The 19,382-nt window shown below is 42.8% G+C and carries 18 protein-coding genes; 15 read left to right on the forward strand and 3 right to left on the reverse strand.

Features of this window, described 5'->3' with window-relative positions:
* The first annotated feature begins 101 nt into the window (after positions 1-101).
* From DXC04_RS04600 to DXC04_RS04635, 8 genes are all read left to right on the forward strand, one after another.
* Positions 102-1,115, forward strand: a complete 1,014-nt coding sequence (locus DXC04_RS04600) for a hypothetical protein (protein WP_118660153.1) — start codon at positions 102-104, stop codon at positions 1,113-1,115.
* 147 nt (positions 1,116-1,262) lie between these two features.
* Positions 1,263-2,252: a guanosine polyphosphate pyrophosphohydrolase gene (locus tag DXC04_RS04605; protein WP_118660155.1), complete on the forward strand. Its 990-nt coding sequence runs from the start codon at positions 1,263-1,265 to the stop codon at positions 2,250-2,252.
* A gap of 630 nt (positions 2,253-2,882) precedes the next feature.
* Positions 2,883-3,272 carry a GrdX family protein gene (locus DXC04_RS04610; protein WP_118660157.1) on the forward strand — a complete coding sequence of 130 codons (390 nt, stop codon included), beginning with the start codon at positions 2,883-2,885 and terminating at the stop codon, positions 3,270-3,272.
* A gap of 90 nt (positions 3,273-3,362) precedes the next feature.
* Entirely contained in the window at positions 3,363-4,649 is a 1,287-nt protein-coding gene (grdG, locus tag DXC04_RS04615) for a sarcosine reductase complex component B subunit alpha (RefSeq protein WP_118660159.1), read from the forward strand.
* Between the two features lie 14 nt (positions 4,650-4,663).
* A complete protein-coding gene (gene grdF, locus DXC04_RS04620) occupies positions 4,664-5,974 on the forward strand; it encodes a sarcosine reductase complex component B subunit beta (protein ID WP_118660161.1) in 1,311 nt (436 codons plus the stop codon).
* Between the two features lie 403 nt (positions 5,975-6,377).
* Positions 6,378-6,881, forward strand: coding sequence for a MarR family winged helix-turn-helix transcriptional regulator (locus tag DXC04_RS04625; RefSeq protein ID WP_118288069.1), 504 nt, complete (start codon positions 6,378-6,380; stop codon positions 6,879-6,881).
* Between the two features lie 58 nt (positions 6,882-6,939).
* Complete coding sequence (locus DXC04_RS04630; RefSeq protein ID WP_118288068.1) at positions 6,940-8,673, forward strand: ABC transporter ATP-binding protein; 1,734 nt, start codon at positions 6,940-6,942, stop codon at positions 8,671-8,673.
* Entirely contained in the window at positions 8,666-10,549 is a 1,884-nt protein-coding gene (locus DXC04_RS04635) for an ABC transporter ATP-binding protein (protein ID WP_118660163.1), read from the forward strand. The genes DXC04_RS04630 and DXC04_RS04635 overlap by 8 nt, the downstream gene beginning before the upstream one ends.
* A 76-nt stretch (positions 10,550-10,625) precedes the next feature.
* Here DXC04_RS04635 and hcp read toward each other — a convergent pair whose 3' ends face one another.
* From hcp to DXC04_RS04650, 3 genes are all read right to left on the reverse strand, one after another.
* Complete coding sequence (gene hcp, locus DXC04_RS04640) at positions 10,626-12,191, reverse strand: hydroxylamine reductase (protein WP_334294652.1); 1,566 nt, start codon at positions 12,189-12,191, stop codon at positions 10,626-10,628.
* 169 nt (positions 12,192-12,360) lie between these two features.
* Positions 12,361-13,476, reverse strand: coding sequence for a glucose-1-phosphate adenylyltransferase subunit GlgD (glgD, locus tag DXC04_RS04645; protein WP_118660165.1), 1,116 nt, complete (start codon positions 13,474-13,476; stop codon positions 12,361-12,363).
* 1 nt (position 13,477) lies between these two features.
* Complete coding sequence (locus DXC04_RS04650; RefSeq protein ID WP_021861510.1) at positions 13,478-14,617, reverse strand: glucose-1-phosphate adenylyltransferase; 1,140 nt, start codon at positions 14,615-14,617, stop codon at positions 13,478-13,480.
* A 249-nt stretch (positions 14,618-14,866) separates the two neighbouring features.
* On the opposite strand from DXC04_RS04650, the gene DXC04_RS04655 reads away from it, so the two are divergent.
* The 7 genes from DXC04_RS04655 (at position 14,867) to DXC04_RS04685 (ending at position 19,380) form a co-directional block, all read left to right on the forward strand.
* The gene (locus DXC04_RS04655; protein WP_021861511.1) at positions 14,867-16,102 is read left to right on the forward strand and encodes a threonine/serine ThrE exporter family protein; all 1,236 of its coding nucleotides are present in this window, start codon (positions 14,867-14,869) and stop codon (positions 16,100-16,102) included.
* Between the two features lie 152 nt (positions 16,103-16,254).
* On the forward strand, positions 16,255-16,404 hold the full coding sequence (rpmG, locus tag DXC04_RS04660; protein ID WP_117537725.1) for a 50S ribosomal protein L33: 150 nt from the start codon (positions 16,255-16,257) through the stop codon (positions 16,402-16,404).
* Positions 16,405-16,428: 24 nt separating this feature from the next.
* Positions 16,429-16,626 (forward strand): preprotein translocase subunit SecE, encoded by a 198-nt coding sequence (secE, locus tag DXC04_RS04665; protein ID WP_021861512.1) that lies wholly within the window; start codon positions 16,429-16,431, stop codon positions 16,624-16,626.
* 28 nt (positions 16,627-16,654) lie between these two features.
* Entirely contained in the window at positions 16,655-17,170 is a 516-nt protein-coding gene (nusG, locus tag DXC04_RS04670) for a transcription termination/antitermination protein NusG (RefSeq protein WP_021861513.1), read from the forward strand.
* A 96-nt stretch (positions 17,171-17,266) separates the two neighbouring features.
* Positions 17,267-17,692 (forward strand): 50S ribosomal protein L11, encoded by a 426-nt coding sequence (gene rplK / locus DXC04_RS04675; RefSeq protein ID WP_021861514.1) that lies wholly within the window; start codon positions 17,267-17,269, stop codon positions 17,690-17,692.
* A gap of 44 nt (positions 17,693-17,736) precedes the next feature.
* Positions 17,737-18,429: a 50S ribosomal protein L1 gene (rplA, locus tag DXC04_RS04680; protein ID WP_021861515.1), complete on the forward strand. Its 693-nt coding sequence runs from the start codon at positions 17,737-17,739 to the stop codon at positions 18,427-18,429.
* 216 nt (positions 18,430-18,645) lie between these two features.
* A complete protein-coding gene (locus DXC04_RS04685) occupies positions 18,646-19,380 on the forward strand; it encodes a DUF975 family protein (RefSeq protein ID WP_021861516.1) in 735 nt (244 codons plus the stop codon).
* Positions 19,381-19,382: the final 2 nt, after the last annotated feature.

Raw genomic sequence — 19,382 nt, forward strand, 5'->3', positions numbered from 1 at the left:
TGCCCCGAAATAAGCATAAAAGAGGAAAATTAAAATTATATTTAAAAGAGAGTAAATTTAAAATAAGGTGAAACATTAAGACAGAAAGAAGATGAAGTATTATGGAACATAAGTTATGGTTTATGGGAACATCCTATGTTCCGGGTGAAGCAAGAACTCTCATTGACAATCTGGAAGATTCTGCACACAGGGAAATGGCACGTGCGGAATTTTATTATTTTCGGGGAGAAAGTGAGAAGGCGGCAGAAATTTCCGAGAAGTATCTGCAGGATGAAGATCTTGTATTCAGAATGTCGGCATGTCTGATCTATATTTTTTCTGATTTTTCGGTAGGAGGAGTAGAGGCAGTAAAAGCAGGTGCACATGTTATGAAAGTGACGGCTGATGTGCTGCTTCATTCAGAAGATCGCAAAGAGAGAGCATATGCGGCATTTGCCGGAAGTGTGGCAAAAGTGCTGCTTCATATCGAAGACTGGGAAGCACCTCTGATCTTTGAATATCTAACAGATCTTCCAAAAGGATTGCGGTTATGGGGATGTTACTTTATCGCATATGATGCTTATCAGAAGGGAGAGTATGAGCGCTCCCGCGGAATCGTAGAGACAGGGCTTGCATTCAGCCCGCAGTTATATCCGGTTTCGTCTATATATCTTCACCTTGTGGCAGCGATGGACGCTGTCAGTATGAAGAAAACGAAAGAAGCCGAAGAGCATTTTCGGGCAGCATGGGAACTGGCAGAGCCGGATGGACTACTGGAAGGAATCGGTGAACATCATGGACTTTTACAGGGGCTGGTGGAACAATATATAAAAGAAGAGTCACCGGAAGAATTCGACCGGATATTCCGGATCATGGAACGTTTCAGTTACGGATGGCAGAAATGGCATGGCCTTAGAAGCAAAGGAGAAGGAGCAAAAGCAGTCGGCGGGAAACTCAGTGCACTTACGAAAGAAGAATTTGTAGTAGCTATGCTGGCAAACAGAGGCTGGATGAATGTGGAGATTGCCGAACATATGGGAATTGAACAGAATCAGCTTAACCGGACGCTAAAAGCGGTTTACAAAAAGCTGGGAATTGCCAATCGGCGGCAATTGAAGAAATATATGCTGCAGTGACATTTTATAGTAGTTAATCCGTTTCAAAGGGTATTACACGAAATTCGTGTGGTGCCCTTTCTTTTTGAACGCTTAAATTACAGAAAGATTGTACTGCAACACATATGCTCATCTGTTATAATGAAATAAGTTTAAGAGGTGATGCGAATGATAACATTAAACGATTATTTATATTCCGGAAATACAGTCTTTAAGATTTTACACAAATATATCGTAGATCTTAGAAAAGAAGCAAAACGTACCGGCAATGAGATCGATCTGATCCACAGTAATTTTCTGATCCAGATTCAGGAAATGCTGGAACACAACGACTTCCTGACAGCACAGTCACAGAAAATCCGTGAATTTTACAAATATATGGCAAAGGAATATCCGTTTCTTGCATTTACATTCAAAGGCAGGATCAAATCACTGCTCCGTGCGGAAGAGAAATTCAATGGTTATATCGTGGAATGTGTCTATGAATGTTACGAGAAATACGGGCGCTATCCGACCATTTCCGAATTAAAAGAAAAATTAAACTGTTTCCGTGATTTTATTGCATATCGGATCGTAGTTTCTCTTCCGAAATGCAACGTGAAAAATGAAGCAGAATGGGAGAAGGAAGAGATCGAGTATCTGTATCAGATTGCCAATGTGTTGCCGGGATTTCTGGAAGCGCAGGGATTTTCGGCAGAGTCGGCAAGAGGCGTGCTGGAGAGTAAGTCAAAGCAGCTTCATGATAATGTCCGCCCGTATTACAGAGATTATATTTCTAATCATATTGAGAGTGGATACCAGTCTCTTCATATTACATTTTATGATAACAGTTCACGAAGCTATATGGAAGTGCAGCTTCGGACGAAGACAATGGACGATATTGCAGAGATTGGTGCGGCAAATCATAAGGCTTACGAGAAGAAGCAGGAGCAGGAGCGTACAAGAAGGAAAGTTATTCCGGAGGGCGAGAACCTGTATTTTGATGAAGCATATGAGCGTGGAAAACGGCTTGTTAATCTGGAGTTAAAAGACCTGGATGTCAATATGTTCGCAGCAGTGAACAACAGTCTGATTAACGACGGCTGTGGTCTGTACAGGGGACGTCAGATTCTGCCGTACGAGCATTTATCCAGATATCAGAATGACCTGATTGACTAGTTATCAGCGTGCGACGCATTTAATAAAAATAGTTTGACAACAGAATAATGTTGTGCTAAATTATAAAAAATAATTTAACATACTAAACCAATGAAGCGGAGATCAAAGCATTCATGCGCGCACGGGTCATGCTGTGAATCAAGGTGGCACCGCGGGTGGTATAAGCCGGAGATATATATTTTTCCAATGCAGAACTCGTCCTTGACAGAAATTATTTTAGTTTCTGTCAAGGACTTTTTTTATTTATTTCTACCAGAGGACCAAAACAGGCGAGCCCGTTGTGCCGGGAATTATATGCAGACCGTTATACACTGGTGGAGGTAATGAGAATCCTGCGGAAGTCAGAAACAAAAGATGATTTCCTGCCTGCGGCACTTTTGTTTGAATGATTTCATGGTAAAAATAGATAAAAAAATAACAAAATGCTAAGAAAATCCATTGAAACTACATAAAGATTATGCTACATTGAACTTGATAGAAAAAACGAATGAAAGATTATATTTATAGAAAAACATTATAATGCAAACACACAGAATAAAACAATATGAAGGCGGAACAGAGGGCACTTTGTTCTAATAATCTTTATAAAAATGATACCTTGTAATATAGATATCTACAGAGGAAAAGCGTATGTACGAACGAGAGAAAGCAATCATAATTACGAATAATGACCGCGTGTTTGAAGCATACAAAGATGAGATGCAAGTTATTTTAAAACAGACGTATGAAGAAGTTCTGATCGCAACGCGGGATATGGTTTATGACCGCCATATTCTGCTGACACATCCGCAGGCATCGAGCCTGAAACCGAACCAGACGCCATATCGGTCTGTAATTGTATACCCGGGAAGCGGGGAAGATGCGATGAAGGCAATCCTGCTGATTGAAAAATGTCTGGAAGTATACAGACGCTGGCAGGAGATAGCACCGTCCCCGGCTTCCTACCCCAAAAAAGTAGAGGATGATTTCAAGATCATTGATTTATCCATAGTTCAGAATGTTATGCCAAGGATCGTTTAGCGCAGCAGACAGTGCAGAGACGATAGCAAGGTATTTATAACAGAGATAAAAATAGCTTTAAAGTAAGGCAGAATGAGGAGGGAAGGAAGTATGAAACTGGAGTTAGGTAAAATTGAGATCAGGGATATCCGGTTTGGTGACAAGTCCTGCGTGGAAGATCATGTGCTTTCTATCAATAAGGAAGAAGTAGAACGCCTTGTGTTGGAAGATGACAAATTGATTGGCTGCCATCTGGAACTTGCAAAACCGGGTGAGAAGACAAGAATCACGCCGGTAAAAGACGTAATCGAACCACGTGTAAAAGTCAGTGGCGGTGAGATTTTCCCAGGTGTGATCGGAAAAGTGTCTCCACAGGTTGGAAGTGGAAGAACACATGCATTATCCGGCTGCTGTGTTGTTACAGTGGGACGAATCGTAGGATTCCAGGAAGGTGTCATTGATATGAGCGGACCGGCAGCAGATTATTGTCCGTTTTCAAAGACACTCAATGTGTGCGTGGTGATTGAACCAAAAGAAGGTCTGGAAACACATGTTTATGAGCGTGCGGGACGTATGGCAGGCCTCAAAGTTGCAACATATCTCGGCGAACTTGCAAGAAATATCGAACCGGACACACTGGAAGTGTATGAGACAAAGCCAATTCTGGAACAAGCACAGCAATACCCGGATCTTCCGAAGATCGGATATGTACATATGCTTCAGTCACAGGGATTGCTGCATGATACTTATTATTATGGAGTGGATGCAAAACAGATCGTGCCGACATTTATGTATCCGACAGAGATCATGGATGGCGCAATCGTATCCGGTAACTGTGTGGCACCGTGTGATAAAGTAACCAGCTATCATCATCTGCACAATCCGGTTATTGAAGATTTATACAGACATCATGGAAAAGATCTCAATTTCATGGGCGTGATTCTGACGAATGAAAATGTATTTCTTGCGGATAAGGAACGTCATTCTGATATGGTTGCGAAGCTGTGTCAGTGGATGGGACTGGACGGAGTGCTGATCACAGAAGAAGGATATGGCAATCCGGATACAGATCTGATGATGAACTGCAAGAAAGTAGAAAGAGCCGGAACGAAAGTTTGCCTGATTACAGATGAGTTCCCAGGTAAGGATGGAAAATCTGCTTCTCTGGCAGATACCTGTGATGAAGCAACAGCACTTGCATCCTGTGGACAGGGTAATGCAACACTTCATTTCCCGGCAATGGATAAGGTAATCGGAACAACAGAATATATCGAGAGCCAGATCGGCGGCTGGGCAGGCTGTATGAACGAAGACGGTTCATTTGAAGCAGAACTGCAGATTATTATCGCATCTACAATTGCGAACGGCTACAACAAACTGGCAGCAAAAGGATACTAAAGGAGGGGTGAAACATGGCAGCATATCGAATTGTACATTATCTGAATCAGTTCTTCGGCGGTATCGGCGGAGAAGATAAAGCAGATTATGAACCGGAAGTACAAGAGAAGGTCATTGGACCGGGACTGGCACTGGCACAGGGACTCGGAGACGATTATGAGATCGTTGCGACTGTGATCTGTGGTGATAACTATTTTGGAGAGAATCTGGATGAAGCGACAGATACAATTGTAGAGATGGTGAAACGTTATCACCCGGACGTATTTGTTGCAGGACCGGCATTTAATGCGGGACGTTATGGAGTAGCATGCGGAACAATATGCAAGGCAGTGGAAGAAAGACTTGGCATTCCGGTTGTGTCCGGTATGTATAAGGAAAATCCGGGAACGGATATGTTCCGTCAGGATGTGATTCTCGTAGAGACAGGTAATTCTGCAGCAACAATGCGTAAAGCAGTACCGAAATTTGTGAATCTGATCCGTAAGCTTGCGACAGGCGAAGAGATCCTTGGACCAGCAGAGGAAGGATATCTGGAGAGAGGAATCCGTGTTAATTATTTTGCGGATGAGAGAGGTTCTGAGAGAGGAATCCAGATGCTTCTTAAGAAGATTGCCGGAGAAGAATTTTCCACAGACCTTCCGATGCCGAAGTTCGACCGTGTTCCTCCGGCAGAAGCTATCAAGGATATGAGCAAGGCAACGATCGCCATTGTAACTTCCGGTGGTATCGTGCCACTTGACAATCCGGATCATATCGAATCATCCAATGCAACCAAATTTGGCTGGTATCCGATCGAGGGAATGGAAAAGATGTCAAAGGATGATTATACAACAATCCATGGTGGATATGACAGACAGTTTGTAATGGAAGATCCAAATCTCGTTATTCCACTGGATGTTCTCCGGAAGAAGGAAAAGGACGGAGAGATTGGTAAATTGTATCCGTATTTTGCAAGTACGACCGGAACTGGAACGGCTACCAATTCAGCAGCAAAATTCGGCACGGATATTGGTAAGAAGCTGGTAGAAGATCATGTAGATGCAGTTATTCTTGTAAGTACCTGAGGTACCTGTACACGTTGCGGTGCAACGATGGTAAAAGGCATTGAAGCATATGGTATCCCGGTGGTGCATGTGTGTACAGTAGTTCCGATTTCACGCACGATCGGTGCGAACCGAATCGTTCCGGCGATTGGAATCCCGTATCCGCTCGGTGATCCGACAGAAGGCGAAGCAGAATCTTATAAAATCAGGGATGCTTTGGTTGAGAAGGCTTTGCAAGCACTTCAGACACCAGTTACAGACCAGACAGTATTTGAAAATTAGTAATCAGATCTGGAAGAATAGAAGTAAAATTTATAAGACAATAACAAATTTATAGATACATGCCCCGTGAGAGACAAAAAGAAGAACCCTTCTTTTTGTCTCTCTTTGTGTATACGATGAGCCAAGTACAGATTTGTGCTTGCACAAGAATCTGTACTTGGCGAATGTACATCACCTGGCTGTTAAGCGAGCTGGTGTATGAAGTATTATAGCAGCGAGGAAGCCGTCTAAAAAAATATATTGACATTTGAAAATGAGACGCATATAATAAGTTAGCATACGAACAGTTAGCATACGAACTATTTGGAGACTAACTGTTACGCAGGAATTAAAATGTGTGACCAGGAAGAGATATCAGAGCATATAACCAGGTTTGTACATAGATTACAAGGAGGAATCAAATATGCAGGATCCAGATCAGAAAATCAAAGAGATGCATATGGGAAGGCTGATCCATATACTTTCTCATCAGATGAAACGGCACAATTGTGGGACGCCATTTGACGATACGGAAGAACTCACAGCAATGCAGAGACACGTGCTCAAATTTATTTTGCTGGAATCTGAGCACAAGGATATTTACCAGAAAGATGTGGAAGAAGAATTCTGTATCCGCAAGTCTACAGCGACCGGAATACTGAAATTAATGGAAGAGCATGGATTTATCACGCGTGAAGCGGTAGAGTCTGATGCCCGGCTGAAACGGATAGTTCCGACAGGGAAGGCTGAAAAAGTGCACAAATTTATTATGGAGCACATTCACCAGACCGAAGCAATGCTGGTCGCAGGTATTTCTGAAGAAGATGTACTGACATGCAAGAAGGTTATGTATCTCATGTATCGGAACCTTGCCGAAGGAGAAAAGGCGGCAAAAGAAGAAACAGCAAAAAAGAAAGCAGATAAATAAGAAAACAGCTAAACAATAAAAAGTTATGAGATAGAAAAATGAAAAGGAGGAGATAACGATGAACAAAACATTGTTGAAATCTGTCAGAGAATACAAAAAGCAGTCTGTCATGGCACCGCTTCTTGTAGTTCTGGAAGTTTTTATGGAAGTTTTGATCCCACTTGAGATGGCAAAGATCATTGATGTGGGAATTGCACAGGGAGATATGAATTACATCATACAGAGAGGAGTTATCCTGGTGGTCATGGCAATGCTGGCATTGTTTTTCGGTGTGCAGGCAGGAAATATGGCAGCCGTTGCCGGAGCCGGATATGCGAAGAATCTGCGTCATGATATTTTCTATAAGATACAGGAATTTTCGTTCCATAATATCGATCATTTCTCCACATCCGGACTGGTTACACGTATGACAACAGATATTACGAACGTGCAGATGGCGTATATGATGAGCATTCGTCTGTTAGCAAGAGCGCCGATCATGGTGATCTTATCGTGGGTGATGACACTTCTTCTGAATAAGAAAGCAGCGTTACTGTTTCTGATCGTAGTGCCGGTGCTTGGCGGAACACTGATATTTATTGCAAAAAAAGCACATCCGCATTTTATCAAAGTATTTGATGAGTACGATGTGTTAAATAATTCCGTGCAGGAAAATGTAAATGCATCCCGTGTGGTAAAGGCATTTGTAAGAGAAGACTATGAAGTGAAGAAATTTCACGGCATTTCCCAGTATGTGTATAATCTGTTCACAAAGGCAGAGAAGATTGTTGCGTGGAACTCACCGGTAATGCAGTTCGTCATGTATACAGTTGTTATCCTGCTTGTTCTGATCGGTGGAAAGAGTATTATCGGTGGTCAGATGGAGACAGGAGAACTGACCAGTATTATTGTATACGCATTGCAGATCATTGGTGCACTGATGATGGTTACATTTGTATTTGTTATGATCATGATTGCGCAGGCATCCACAGACCGTATTACAGAGGTGCTGGAAGAAGTACCGGAGATGCAGGATAAGGAAAATGCAGTAAAGACGGTAGACAATGGCGAGATTGTTTTCAATCATGTGAATTTCAGCTATGCCGGAGAAGGCGGAAATCTGTCGCTGAAAGATATAAATCTTCATATTAAATCCGGTCAGACGATCGGTATCATCGGAGGAACCGGAAGTGCGAAGTCTACACTTGTTCAGCTCATTCCAAGACTTTATGATGTCACAGGCGGACAGGTAAAAGTCGGTGGCGTGGATGTCAGAGATTATGATCTGAAAGTGTTGCGTGACCAGGTGTCCATGGTACTTCAGAAAAATGTATTATTTACCGGGACGATATACGACAACATCCGCTGGGGTGATAAAGATGCAAGCGAAGAGGAAGTAAAAAGAGTATGCCGTCTTGCACAGGCAGACGGATTTGTACAGGAATTTCCGGACGGATATAATACGCAGATCGTGCAGGGCGGTAACAATGTATCCGGTGGACAGAAACAGCGTCTCTGTATTGCAAGAGCATTGCTGAAGAAGCCGAAAATCCTTATTCTGGACGATTCAACGAGCGCAGTAGATACAAAGACGGATGCGCTGATCCGTAAAGCATTCCGGGAAGAGATTCCGGATACGACGAAAATCATTATCGCACAGCGTATTTCTTCTATAGAAGATGCAGATCAGATCATCGTGCTGGATGACGGTAAGGTGCTGGGTGTCGGAACATCGGAAGAGTTGCTGAAGACAAATGATATTTATCGGGAAGTTTATGAGTCACAGGTGAAAGGAGGCGGCGAAGATGAATAAGAAAAAGAGAATTTCTAAAAATGATATCAAGACAGCAAAGCGGCTTCTGAAATATGTGACAGAAACTTATAAATTCCGATTCGTTCTTGTATTTATCTGTATTCTGATCAGTGCGGTAGCAAGTATTTCCGTTTCACTGTCGTTGAAATTTATGCTGGATGATTATATTATTCCGTTGATCGGGCAGCAGAATCCGAATTACACAGAACTGTATCAGGCGCTTGGTGTGCTGGCATGCATTTTCATCGCCGGAGTGCTGGCGACATTCACATACACAAGATTGATGGTTTATATCGGTCAGGGCGTGTTAAAACGTGTCCGTGACGATATGTTTGAACATATGCAGACACTGCCGATCCGCTATTTTGACGAGCGTACCAATGGTTCCATCATGAGTCTTTACACAAATGATACAGATGCGTTAAGGCAGATGATCAGCCAGGCAATCCCGCAGGCGTTGATGTCTCTGTTTACGATCATCGTGACTTTCATTTCCATGCTTGTGTTAAGTCCGATCCTGACAGTTCTTGCATTTGTTGTGATTGGAATTATGATGAAGGTGACAGGAAAAATCGGTGGAAACAGTGGAAAATATTTTGTGAAACAGCAGAATTCACTTGCGGATGTAACAGGATTTGTAGAAGAACGGATGAACGGACAGCGCGTTGTCAAAGTGTTCAACCATGAACGAATTTCTGAACAGGAATTTGATGAGCTGAATGAAGCGTTGTTCAAGAGTGCTTCCCAGGCAAATAAATTTGCAAATATGATGGGACCAGTTATCGGAAATATCGGTAACTTACAGTTTGTACTGACGGCAGTTCTTGGCGGTTTCCTCTCTGTAGCAGGGGTCGGAGGAATTACGCTTGGCGTTATGGCATCATATCTTCAGTTTACGAAGAGCTTTACACAGCCGTTCATGCAGGTGGCGCAGCAGTTTAACTCGATTGTTATGGCGCTTGCCGGTGCAGAACGTATCTTTGCATTGATCGATGAAGAACCGGAGAAGGACGAGGGTTATGTCACACTGGTCAATGCGAAGAAAAATGCAGATGGAAATATTACTGAGTGCAAAGAGAGAACCGGTATGTGGGCATGGAAACATCCGCACAGCGCAGATGGAAGTGTGACATATACAGAGCTGACCGGAGATGTCCGCTTTGAAGATGTAACGTTTGGATACAAAGATGATAAAGTAATTCTGCATGACATCAGTCTATTTGCAAAACCGGGACAGAAACTGGCATTTGTCGGATCGACCGGAGCCGGTAAGACAACGATCACAAACCTGATCAACCGTTTCTACGATATTCAGGAAGGCAAGATCCGCTATGACGGAATCAATATTGACAAGATCAAGAAGGATGATCTGAGACGGTCTCTTGGAATTGTACTGCAAGATACGCATTTATTTACCGGAACGATCATGGACAATATCCGTTATGGTAATCTGAATGCGACTGACGAGCAGGTATACGAGGCGGCGAAACTGGCGCATGCAGATCAGTTTATTAAAATGCTGCCGCACGGCTACCAGACATTGTTAAGCGGAGACGGTGAGGAACTCTCACAGGGACAGAGACAGCTTCTGTCGATTGCAAGAGCTGCTGTTGCCAATCCGCCGGTACTGATCCTGGATGAAGCGACTTCTAGCATTGATACACGTACAGAGAGTATCGTACAGAAGGGAATGGATAACCTGATGAAAGGACGTACCGTATTTGTGATCGCACATCGGCTCTCTACGATCCGTAACAGTAACGCGATTATTGTTCTGGAGCACGGTAAGATCATCGAGAGGGGTGATCACGAAGATCTCATTAAGAACAAGGGCACGTACTACCAGCTCTATACCGGAAAATTGGAATTATCATAAATAAAAGCAAACCTCCTGCCAGAATCATGAACTCTGGCAGGAGGTTTTTGCTTAGGCGAATTCCGAAGAAGCAATACTATCCGAGGATGCGTTTCAGATCTGCCTCTGGTGTGGAAATTGGTGTCAGCTGATACGTTTCTTTTAATACTTCCAAAACATTTGGTGAGACAAATGCAGGGAGTGTAGGCCCGAGAAGGATATTCCGGATACCAAGATATAACAGTGTGAGCAGGATGCAGACCGCTTTCTGCTCATACCATGACAATACAAGAGTCAGGGGCAGTTCATTGACGCTGCAGTGAAAGGCATCGGCGAGAGCCAGCGCTACTTGAATCGCACTGTAAGCATCATTGCACTGTCCCATATCCATAATACGGGGAAGTCCGTCTATTTCGCCCAGATGCAGATCATTGATCCGGTACTTGCCGCAGGCAAGCGTGAGAATCAATGTATCGGAAGGTGTCTTTTTGGCAAATTCGGTGTAGTAGTTCCGCCCCGGAGCCGCACCGTCGCAGCCACCGATCAGGAAGAAATGACGGATTTTCCCGTTTTTTACAAGATTAATGATCCTGCCGGCTTCTTTTAAGACAGTGCCGTGCGCAAATCCGGTCATAACAGTATTGCCGCCATTGACGCCGTACATCGGATGGTCTTTACCGTAACCGCCACATTCCAGTGCTTTTTCAATAACCGGTGTAAAATCTTTCTCTTCTCCGATGTGGATAAGTTCTGGGTAAGAGACGATGGAGGTGGTAAATACACGGTCGCAGTAGCTCTGTCTTACCGGCATGAGGCAGTTTGTTGTGAACAGGATTGGTGCCGGAATGTTGTGAAATTCAAATTGCTGGTTCTGCCATGCAGTTCCGAAATTTCCTTTCAGATGTGGATATTTCTTAAGCTCCGGGTAGCCGTGGGCAGGCAGCATTTCACTGTGTGTATAAATGTTGATGCCCGTATCGTTTGTCTGTTCCAGAAGCAATTTCAAATCGTGAAGATCGTGTCCACTTACAACAATAAAAGGTCCTTTTTCAATCGTAAGTGGAACTTCAGTTGGAACGGGAGTTCCATAGCTTTCCGTATTGGCTTTGTCCAGAAGCTCCATGCATCGGTAATTGACCTCTCCGGTTTTCAGGACGTAGGAGAGAAGTCTTTCGAAGTTTTCTTTACTAGTATCTGACGGTTCACCGAGAACAGCAAGCGCTTCGTAGAAATAATTCAGAACATCCCGGTCAGTGTAGCCAAGCGCCAGTGCATGATAAGCATAGGCAGCCATGCCGCGCAGTCCGAAGAGGATCAGAGATTTCAAAGAGCGGATATCCTCATGATTTTCCCAGATATTTCGGATGTCATATTCTTCTGCGGAAGCATCGATCGCATTTCTTTCCGCCTGTATTTCCTGTGTCAGTTTGCGCACATTGTCTTCATGGAAATTCACATTTGTGATCGTTGTAAAAAGTCCTTTCAGCACGAGTCGGTCAGATTGTTCAGAAGGTGTCTTTTTATTTACTGCGCGGGCAAGACCAATCAGAGCGTTTGTGAGTGCATCCTGCGCATTTGCAGTGCCACATTTTTTGCCACAGACGCCGGCATTTCCTTCACAGCCGGTATTGTGAGCGGTCTGCTGGCATTGAAAACAAAACATTTTATTCATAGGTTGTCATCCTTTCTTTGTAGTATAATATAGGATTTGTAAAATTGGGGAAAATATACAGGAATAAAAAATCTCCTGCCAGAATTTCTCCGGCAGGAGGTGAATGTCTCAGTTTTAGAAAAGTACATCGTAGTTTCAGTTTTTTGACACTGGTATTATGTTATAAAGTATCACCGCGTTTGATATATCCTGGATGACCCGGATCCGCAATAATCTCTGGTGTATGGATCAGTTTGGCATTGCGGTCGATGACCATATTCTCAACATGAACACCTTTGCCGATCTTGACGCCGGAAAGAACAACACAATTCTTCACGACAGCGCCCTCTTCAATCTGGCAACCACGTCCCATAACAGAATGTTCAACCGTTCCCTCAATTGAGCTTCCGTTGGAAATAACAGAATTTTTTACATCTGCACTTTCAAAATAATGTGTCGGTGCGGAATCGTTTGTACGTGTATAAATTGGCCAGTCTTTACTAAAGAGGCTTCTTGCTGTCTTAAAATCAATCAGAGAGATATTTGCATTATAATAACTTCCAAAATCAGAGATTGCAGCAAAATAACCTCTGTGGGAAACACCACGGATATCAAGTTCGCCACATTCCATGTTAATGATATCTGCAAGTGTATATGAGGAAGAAGTTTTCTTCGCTTTGTGAATCAGTTCAATGAAAAGCTCTTTCTTCATTATATAAGTATCCATGGAGATATTTCGTGTCTTTGCTGTTCCACGGTTCGGCTCCATGTCCAGTACGCCTTTCTGCTTGTTCAGGTTCAGAACATTACAGTTGATGAAAGCGCTTTTGGCATTGTCAACTGTGTGATATAACATTGTAATATCAGCACCGGATTCAATGTGTGTCTCAATCAGATCAGTATAATCCTGACAGTAGATCATATAGCTTGGAGCGATTACAACATATGGGAAATCTTCTGATTCAATACATTCCATATTATCGTAAAATGCTGCAATATCATTATTATAAAGATCCTGTTCGTTGCCGGTCATAGAAAATAAAGTATGTAAACGTCCACGCTTAGAGTTAATGTTGTAATGTCTTCCTGTTCCAAGATGGTCGTTCAGAGAACGTGGCTTTCTTCTTACGTAAACCTGAATGTGGTCAATGCCGCTATTACTCATATTTGAAATAGGAAAGTCTACAACACGGTATCTTCCCAGAAAGGAAACTGCTGCGACCGGACGATAACTCTGCAATCCTTCAACGCGGACATGGTTTCCCGCAAAATTTACAATTCCAAATGCTTTTGCCATATTATTCAACCCCCTTTACGCGCTTGGACACAAGTTCAATATGTTCGCTGTCTGCGCTTCCTACAACGGCGTCTTTGCCAATCTTAACACCGTCTGCGACAAGTGCGCGGGTGATAACAGCGCCTTCTTCAACCTCTACGCCCGGCATCAGTACGCTGTCGATGACCTTTGCACCAGGGTTGACTCTTGCACCGGTGAAAAGGACAGAATTTTTCACTTCGCCGTCTACCATACAGCCCTGTGTAATAAATGCGCGGGTGATGTCGGCATCCGGTCCGATATACTGAGGAAGAGCTGTAACATCCTCGGTATAGATTTTCCATGTCGGATCGCCCAGATCCAGTTCGTTGTTGGCATCCAGAAGATCCATATTAGCTTCCCAGAGAGAATCGATCGTTCCGACATCTTTCCAGTACCCTTTGAACTTGTATGCATAAAGATATTTGCCATCATTTAATAATGTAGGGATAATATCTTTACCAAAATCATGGCTGGAATCCGTATCCTTCATATCAGCAATCAGCATCTTACGGAGAAGTTTCCAATTAAATATGTAAATTCCCATAGAAGCCAGATTACTCTTCGGTTTTTCCGGTTTCTCCTCGAATTCTATAATCTGTCCTTCTTCGTTTGTGTTCATGATGCCGAAACGGCTAGCTTCTTTCATCGGGACCTGGATAACTGCAATTGTCGCATCGGCATTGTGTGCCTTGTGCTCTTCCAGCATCTTCGCATAATTCATCTTATAAATGTGATCGCCGGAAAGAACAAGTACATATTCCGGATCGTATGTGTCGATGAAATCAATGTTCTGTGAAATCGCATCGGCAGTACCGCGGTAAACATCCAGATTGGTGTCTGCTTTCTCGCGAGGAGGCAGTACATAGACACCGCTTTCTTTTGCGTCAAGTCCCCAGCGGCGACCTGCAGCTACATAACTGTTTAGAAGAATGGATTCATACTGTGTTAAGACACCTACAACATCTATTCCACTGTTGGCACAGTTGCTGAGCGGGAAATCAACAATGCGATATTTGCCACCGTAAGATACGGCTGGTTTTGCCACTTTGTTAGTCAGCTCATGCAGTCGGGATCCTCTGCCACCAGCTAAAATCATTGCTAACATATTATTATGTTTCATAGTGAGCCCTCTCTTTCTTACTCGATAAAATAATTATACAATTTTTTGCTATCAGACGCAATTGTATTGCAATGTTTTTACTAAAATTTTTGTGAAAAAAGAGACAATATAGCGAAAATTGTTTATAGATAAAAACAATAAATGTTAATCATTGATTACTATTGTCTAATAGTTATAAATGTGCTAGATTTATACGGTAAAATCGGATTATAAAATAGAGAGATTTATTTGAGAAAGGGAGGAAATGCAATGGATTATCAGAGATTGCTACAGGGAATCCTTGATATCGGAGAAGCTATGCTGATGAGTGGGGCTGAGAACTTCCGAATAGATGACAGTTTATATAGAATATGTAAGAGTTATGGTTTTGTAAAATATGATGTATTTGTTATACCAAGCAACATTCAGATCACGGTGGAGACGCCGGATGGAGAGATCCTTACACAGATCCGTCATATCGAATCGACAGATACGAATTTTGACAGACTGGATTATCTCAATAATCTGTGCAGATATGTTTGCCAAAATAAACCGGACGACAAGGAACTTCGGGAAAAATATCTGGAAGTTATGAGAAGACCACAGCAGAAACCATATACGAAGTATTTTGCTGCCGTGATGGGCGGAACCGGATTTGCCGTGTTCTTTGGATGCAATTTTGCGGATGCAATCGTTGCAGTGATCGTATCGCTGATGATCGTTATTGTAGGCGGATGGTTAAGCAGAAGAGAAGAGAATCTGATGATTTACAACCTGATCCTGTCTTTTTTATCAGAAGTGATCATTATAGAGTCTGTCCGGATGGGGCTTGGAAGTCATCCGGAGAGGATTATGATCGGCATCGTTATGCTGCTGATCAGTGGACTTGGCACAACGAACGGTATCCGGGAGCTTTTGCAGAGAGATTTCATTTCCGGAACGATCAATATCATGAATTCGATGCTGGGAGCTGCAGGAATTGCATTCGGTACGGCGCTTGCGATGATCATGCTGAAAGGTGTATCAGCGGAAGGCTTTATTTTAAATCACAGTATACCAATCCAGCTGATATCCTGTACGATTGCCTGTATTGGATTTGCATTCTGGTTTAAGATCCGTGGGAGACAGGTGTGGTATTCCGGAGTAGGTGCTTTCTTTACCTGGGCGATTTATGCCGGAGTATATGCGATCAGACCGAGTAACTTTATTGCAACCTTACTGGGAGCCGTATTCGTAGGATTTTTTGCATTTATCATGTCGAGAGTCAACCGCGCGCCGTCAACGATCTTCCTGACTGCGTCTGTGTTCCCGCTGATTCCCGGACCGAATCTCTACTATATGATGTATGGAATCACCAGCAATGATAAAGCAATGGCAATCAGCGAGACGATGGTATTGTTTGAAACATGTCTGGCAATTGCTTTTGGATTCCTTATCGTTGATGTGGCATCCAGAACGATCATGCGGGCTATGAAGAGAGAATATCATATAGGAAAACATTCATAATAGAAGAAAAAGGCTTGCTTTTTCACCTGGTGTATGGTACACTATGATGGCGAATGGAAGTAGGTCTTTTTTTTATGCCTAAAAAAGACGAGGCAGTCTCGCAAACTGCCAGCAACACGTTAACTTAAGAAATATGAAGCGAGGTGGAAGTTGTGCGTACAAGAATCACATTGGAATGTACAGAATGCAAGCAGCGTAACTACAACATGACAAAGGATAAGAAATCTCATCCGGAGCGCATGGAAACAAAGAAATACTGCAGATTCTGTAAGTCACACACATTGCACAAGGAAACAAAATAATCGCCAAGAAGGAGTGTGAATGTCATGAGTGAAAAGACTCAGAAAAAAAGCTGGTTTAAAGGTCTTAGCAGTGAATTCAAAAAGATCGTGTGGCCAGATCAGATGACACTTGTGAAACACTCGGCAGCCGTTGTTATCACTTCGGCAATTCTGGGCGCGATTATTGCACTGATTGATTTCCTGGTACAGCATGGTATCGATATATTAGTCAATCTTGGCTAATTAAGAAACGAACAGGAAAGGTGAGATTATGTCAGAAGCAAGATGGTATGTAGTTCATACTTATTCAGGGTATGAGAACAAAGTAAAAGCCAACATTGATAAGACAGTTGAAAACAGACATCTGGAAGATCAGATCCTGGAGGTTCGTGTTCCGATGCAGGATGTAGTGGAACTCAAGAACGGAGTGCAGAAAGCAACTCAGAAGAAGATGTTTCCGGGATACGTGCTCATTCATATGATCATGAATGACGACACTTGGTATGTTGTGCGTAATACAAGAGGAGTAACGGGATTTGTCGGACCTGGATCAAAACCGGTTCCGCTTACAGACGCTGAGATGGCTCCACTTGGAATTGCACAGGACAACATTGTGGTAGATTTTGAAGAAGGAGATACCATTCAGGTTATTGCCGGAGCATGGGCTGACACTGTTGGTGTTATTCAGACGATTAACCCGCAGAAGCAGAGCCTGACGATCAATGTTGAACTGTTCGGCCGCGAAACGCCGGTAGAAATTGGTTTCGCAGAAGTTAAAAAGATGTAAGAGCACAGAGATTTATTCTGTACCCATTACGAAAGTTAGAAGAAGATGTGGGAGGGTACACGTAAGTCCCGCAATCACCACAAGGAGGTAATTGAAATGGCAAAAAAAGTACAAGGTTACATTAAATTACAGATTCCTGCTGGAAAAGCAACTCCGGCACCACCGGTTGGACCAGCTCTTGGTCAGCACGGTGTAAACATCGTTGAATTTACAAAACAGTTCAACGCTAAGACAGCAGATCAGGGAGATATGATCATCCCTGTAGTAATTACTGTTTATAATGACAGAAGCTTCAGCTTCATCACAAAGACACCACCGGCAGCAGTTCTGATTAAGAAAGCCTGCAACATCAAATCTGGATCAGGCGTTCCGAATAAGAAGAAAGTTGCTACTATTACAAAAGCACAGGTTCAGGAAATCGCTGAGCTTAAGATGCCGGACTTAAATGCTGCATCTGTTGAATCTGCTATGAGCATGATCGCAGGAACTTGCCGCAGCATGGGTGTAACAGTTGAAGAATAAGTGGGAGGGTTTTCCCGATAATACCACAAGGAGGTTTATTTAGAATGAAAAGAGGAAAGAAATACGTTGAAGCTGCAAAAGCAATCGACAGAGCAACTCTGTATGATGCTGCTGATGCAGTAGCATTAGTAAAGAAAACTGCAGTAGCAAAATTCGATGAAACAATCGAAGCTCATATCAGAACCGGATGTGACGGACGTCACGCTGACCAGCAGATTCGTGGAGCAGTTGTACTGCCACACGGAACAGGTAAAAAAGTTCGTATCTTAGTATTTGCTAAAGATGCTAAAGCTGAAGAAGCTAAAGCAGCTGGAGCTGATTATGTTGGAGGAGAAGAACTTATTCCGAAGATCCAGAACGAGAACTGGTTCGAATTTGACGTAGTAGTAGCTACACCAGATATGATGGGTGTTGTTGGTCGTCTTGGTCGTGTACTTGGACCAAAAGGACTTATGCCGAACCCGAAGGCTGGTACAGTAACTATGGACGTTACAAAAGCTGTTCAGGAAATCAAAGCCGGTAAGATTGAGTACAGACTTGATAAAACAAACATTATCCATGTGCCAGTAGGTAAAGCATCCTTTACTGAAGAACAACTTGCGGACAACTTCCAGACGCTTATCGATGCAATTAACAAAGCAAGACCAGCAGCTGTTAAAGGACAGTACTTAAAGAGTGTTGTTCTGACATCTACAATGGGACCTGGTGTTAAGGTTAACCCAATGAAACTTGCTTAATTAAAGGCAGAATAATATCATGGAGTCTTTGCAAAACGGATGAAGTGTTCATCCGCGGAGCGAAGGCTCTTTTTTGTTTTAGCGTTGAAGGAAAGATTAAGAATTTATGAAGAGCCTTGTGTTTCGTGTCGAAAGATAGTAAGATGGGATTATCTTTCAGAATGTAACAGCTTGCAGCGTTTCTGCATACTGAAGATGAGAAGGAGGACGAGGGTTATGTATTTAAACACAGAATTGAAAATGAATGGAAAGAATGCTTTCCGTAGAAATTACTGGCCGTGTGTCGGAGCAACGCTTGTGGTTAGTTTACTTACAGGGGGTGGCACATCTGTAGCCAGTAATGCATCAGATGTGTCGAGCCTGGCGACGAATACATTTTCGGGTTCAACATCTGCTACAGACTACATTATGAGCATTCCAACAGGGCTTGCAGGAATGGCAGTCAGCATCTTGGGAGTAGTAGCTATCCTTGCAGTATTGTTTAGCTTATTTGTCAGTAATGTAATGGAAGTTGGTGGAGACCGCTTCTTTATCCAGAACAGAGATTCAGCGCCGACAGTCGGAACAATTTTTGACGGATTCAAGTCTGGCAATTATCTGAATATTGTAAAGACAATGTTTCTGAAAGACTTATATACTTTCCTGTGGACATTACTGCTGATCATTCCGGGGATTGTAAAGAGTTTTGAATACCTGATGGTTCCGTATATTCTTGCGGAAAATCCGGGTATGGACAGTAGAGAGGCATTTGCATTGAGTAAACAGATGATGGACGGAGAGAAAGCAAATGCATTTATGCTGGGACTGTCCTTTATTGGTTGGTATATTTTAACTATTATAACATGTGGAATTGCAGGTGTTTTCTATGTATATCCATATGTATATGCAACGTATGCTGAATTGTACGCATATAATAAAGAAAAAGCATTCCAGCAGGGATGGATTCATTAGAA

The organism is Dorea sp. OM07-5, from assembly GCF_003481355.1.
Lineage (GTDB): Bacteria > Bacillota > Clostridia > Lachnospirales > Lachnospiraceae > Dorea_D > Dorea_D hominis.

What these genes read in the sequence shown, in the direction of transcription:
- DXC04_RS04600 (WP_118660153.1), top strand. Translation starts at nt 102, where the DNA reads ATGGAACATAAGTTATGGTTTATGGGAACATCCTATGTTCCGGGTGAA.
- DXC04_RS04605 (WP_118660155.1), top strand. Translation starts at nt 1,263, where the DNA reads ATGATAACATTAAACGATTATTTATATTCCGGAAATACAGTCTTTAAG.
- DXC04_RS04610 (WP_118660157.1), top strand. Translation starts at nt 2,883, where the DNA reads ATGTACGAACGAGAGAAAGCAATCATAATTACGAATAATGACCGCGTG.
- grdG (WP_118660159.1), top strand. Translation starts at nt 3,363, where the DNA reads ATGAAACTGGAGTTAGGTAAAATTGAGATCAGGGATATCCGGTTTGGT.
- DXC04_RS04625 (WP_118288069.1), top strand. Translation starts at nt 6,378, where the DNA reads ATGCAGGATCCAGATCAGAAAATCAAAGAGATGCATATGGGAAGGCTG.
- DXC04_RS04630 (WP_118288068.1), top strand. Translation starts at nt 6,940, where the DNA reads ATGAACAAAACATTGTTGAAATCTGTCAGAGAATACAAAAAGCAGTCT.
- DXC04_RS04635 (WP_118660163.1), top strand. Translation starts at nt 8,666, where the DNA reads ATGAATAAGAAAAAGAGAATTTCTAAAAATGATATCAAGACAGCAAAG.
- hcp (WP_334294652.1), bottom strand. Translation starts at nt 12,191, where the DNA reads ATGTTTTGTTTTCAATGCCAGCAGACCGCTCACAATACCGGCTGTGAA.
- glgD (WP_118660165.1), bottom strand. Translation starts at nt 13,476, where the DNA reads ATGGCAAAAGCATTTGGAATTGTAAATTTTGCGGGAAACCATGTCCGC.
- DXC04_RS04650 (WP_021861510.1), bottom strand. Translation starts at nt 14,617, where the DNA reads ATGAAACATAATAATATGTTAGCAATGATTTTAGCTGGTGGCAGAGGA.
- DXC04_RS04655 (WP_021861511.1), top strand. Translation starts at nt 14,867, where the DNA reads ATGGATTATCAGAGATTGCTACAGGGAATCCTTGATATCGGAGAAGCT.
- secE (WP_021861512.1), top strand. Translation starts at nt 16,429, where the DNA reads ATGAGTGAAAAGACTCAGAAAAAAAGCTGGTTTAAAGGTCTTAGCAGT.
- nusG (WP_021861513.1), top strand. Translation starts at nt 16,655, where the DNA reads ATGTCAGAAGCAAGATGGTATGTAGTTCATACTTATTCAGGGTATGAG.
- rplK (WP_021861514.1), top strand. Translation starts at nt 17,267, where the DNA reads ATGGCAAAAAAAGTACAAGGTTACATTAAATTACAGATTCCTGCTGGA.
- rplA (WP_021861515.1), top strand. Translation starts at nt 17,737, where the DNA reads ATGAAAAGAGGAAAGAAATACGTTGAAGCTGCAAAAGCAATCGACAGA.
- DXC04_RS04685 (WP_021861516.1), top strand. Translation starts at nt 18,646, where the DNA reads ATGTATTTAAACACAGAATTGAAAATGAATGGAAAGAATGCTTTCCGT.